This window comes from uncultured Algibacter sp., from assembly GCF_905480415.1.
GTDB lineage: Bacteria > Bacteroidota > Bacteroidia > Flavobacteriales > Flavobacteriaceae > Algibacter_B.
Genome location: NZ_CAJQQI010000177.1, coordinates 1 through 2,935 on the forward strand (window position 1 = coordinate 1; position 2,935 = coordinate 2,935).

3 protein-coding genes are annotated in these 2,935 nt (G+C 34.2%); 1 reads left to right on the forward strand and 2 read right to left on the reverse strand.

The genetic code is table 11. The features are described from left to right. Nucleotides 1-665: TRAM domain-containing protein (locus QZ260_RS12100; protein WP_295986608.1), on the reverse strand; the 665-nt coding region annotated here is incomplete at its 3' end. A 515-nt stretch (nucleotides 666-1,180) separates the two neighbouring features. Between QZ260_RS12100 and rocD the strand changes: the two genes are divergently transcribed. After that, nucleotides 1,181-2,461: an ornithine--oxo-acid transaminase gene (gene rocD / locus QZ260_RS12105; protein WP_295986612.1), complete on the forward strand. Its 1,281-nt coding sequence runs from the start codon at nucleotides 1,181-1,183 to the stop codon at nucleotides 2,459-2,461. 71 nt (nucleotides 2,462-2,532) lie between these two features. On the opposite strand, the gene QZ260_RS12110 is transcribed toward rocD, so the two are convergent. Further along, nucleotides 2,533-2,865, reverse strand: coding sequence for a CCC motif membrane protein (locus tag QZ260_RS12110; protein WP_295986614.1), 333 nt, complete (start codon nucleotides 2,863-2,865; stop codon nucleotides 2,533-2,535). Nucleotides 2,866-2,935 lie beyond the last annotated feature (70 nt).

Genomic DNA, 2,935 nt, shown 5'->3' on the forward strand with positions numbered 1-2,935 from the left:
GACGTGCGTATCATCATGGTTCGCAACAATCCGGTTTGGTTTCTTGTATTAAAGAATTCTAAATCGTTTTTAACAGCAAACTGCTTCACAGCATTTCTAATAGCATTTGAAGGATCTGCTTGTAGATGACATTTGTTGAGGTCTAATATTTTGTCCCACATGCCAGGGATATGAAATCCTAAAGCATTTCGATCTCCTAAATCTTCATCAGATTGAATTTCCTCAAGTGTTAACCAGCGGCTATCACTAAAAGAAAACTCCATTTTATTTCTGTAAAAATATTGTTCTTCAGCTGCTAAAATAGGGGTAACCTCAGGAAGTTCAATATGTCCAATACGTGTTAAGTTGTTGGTGACCTCTTTTTGCTTGTAAAATAATTGATGTTCATAGCCCATATCTTGCCACTTACAACCTCCACAGGTTCCAAAATGTTCGCAAGCAGGTTCTGTTCTTTTGTCTGAAAGCTTATGAAAAACAGTGGCTTTCCCTTCATAAAAGGCTTTACGCTTTTTAAAAGTTTGTACATCAACTACATCACCAGGTACGGCATTGGGTAGAAAAATCACTTTTCCATCGGGTGCTTTAGCTATGGTTTTACCTTTTGCACCAGCATCAATAACTTCTACATTCTCAAAAACTTGTTTTCTTGCTCTTTTTCTAGACATGATGCAAAAATACTGAACTCATTTATACTTTTTTGATTGAAGCGAAAAATAGTTATTTTCTTTTTAAATTTTGTGTTTTTTGCGTTGCATAGCATTGTTACGGAGAAATAAAAAGATGAAATTTGGGAAGAAAAGTAATTTTATTTGGGGGTTTTATGTATTGTTTAGATCCGTTTTTTAGTATTGAAGCAATCAAAGATTTACTAAAAGTGGTTTGCAGGCATAATCTTTTTACTTGGCGTTAGTATGTTCAAGGTTTTTGCATGGATGCAAATGGATAAAAGGCAGTAATGTAAGAGATTAAAGGGTTGGAACTGCAAGTGTCTTCACCGTCTGAAAGGATCTCAGAATTAGATTTTTACAAGCAATTAATATTTACTAGCTTTGCACTTCCTAGGGATGATTTCTCTCCCACGCTGAATTTTCGATACTTTTCGAAAGGATAAAGGTACAGAAGGAATGGTTATTTTTTAAATATCCATTTGTTTGGGTATAAACTTTTAAATTTTTTTAAAATGGCTGTTTTAGACCAATTAACTTCGCAACAAGCGATCGATTTAGAAAACAAGTATGGTGCACACAATTACCATCCGTTACCCGTAGTGTTAAACAAGGGAGAAGGCGTGTTTGTATGGGACGTAGAAGGTAAAAAGTATTATGATTTTTTATCGGCTTATTCTGCGGTAAACCAAGGGCATTCTCATCCAAAAATAGTTAATGCCATGGTGCAACAAGCGCAAACATTAGCATTAACGTCCAGAGCATTTCATAACGATATGCTAGGTAAATATGAGAAATTTGCTTGCGAGTTTTTCGGATTTGATAAAATTTTACCAATGAATACAGGTGCAGAAGCTGTAGAAACGGCTTTGAAACTATGCAGAAAGTGGGCTTATGAAGTAAAAGGTATTGATAATAATAAAGCAGAAATTATTGTTTGTGAAAACAACTTCCACGGAAGAACAACAACAATTATATCGTTTTCAAATGATCCTGTAGCTCGTGAAAACTTTGGACCGTATACAAACGGATTCATAAAAATTGAATATAACAATCTTGATGCTTTAGAAGATGTATTAAAAACCAATCCTAATGTAGCCGGTTTTCTTGTTGAGCCTATTCAAGGTGAAGCGGGAGTCTATGTGCCAAGTGATGATTATTTGGCGAAAGCAAAAGCACTGTGCGAGCACTATAACGTCTTGTTTATTGCTGATGAAGTACAAACTGGTATTGCTAGAACAGGACGATTATTAGCAACTTGTGGAAACTGTTCTTGTGAAAATAAAAATTGTTCTAATACACCAGATGTAAAACCAGATGTTTTAATTCTTGGGAAAGCTATTAGTGGTGGTGTTTATCCTGTTTCTGCAGTTTTAGCAGATGATAGCATTATGAACGTTATTAAACCGGGTAACCACGGTAGTACCTTTGGAGGAAACCCTATTGCTGCTGCTGTTGCTATGGCAGCTCTCGAAGTTGTAAGAGATGAAAAATTAGCTGAAAATGCTTTTGTACTTGGTAATTTATTCCGAAGTGAATTAAATAAATTTATAGAAACGAGTAGTATTGTTAATTTAGTTAGAGGAAAAGGCTTGCTTAACGCCATTCTTATAAATGATTCGGAGGATAGTGATACCGCTTGGAATATTTGTTTAGCCCTAAGAGACAACGGCTTACTTGCAAAACCAACACACGGTAATATTATTCGTTTTGCACCACCTTTGGTAATGACTGAAGCGCAATTGTTAGACTGTGTAAGTATTATAATAAAAACGCTCAAACAATTTGAGAATTAAATAGATGAAGTAATACAAATAAAAAAAGCGACCGAATGGTCGCTTTTTTTATTATAACATGAGTATCAATATTATTGATTTTGCTGCATTTCTTCAATCATCTCCATATACTGATCTCTCATTTCGTCTAATTGACCAGTAGACATCAAGTAGAGATATATAGCTACAATTATTAAACTTATTACCAGACCTATAATTGCTATAATTTTAGCAGTCTTTACTTGACCATAATTACTATACGATTCAGGACTTTCTATATATTTTTTTTCATCCTTTTTTGCGAGAAAAAGGGCTATTCCAGATAATACAACTCCTCCAAATCCACTTGTGCAGCAGCATCCGATAAAAGATATTATACCTAAAACAATACTAATTGTGGCGTTTGGTAATTTTTGTTGTTCCATGTGTTAATTTTAATTGATTAGTTTAATAATATAACTTATAATAATTGTAGATACTGTAAGTATGGCAAGT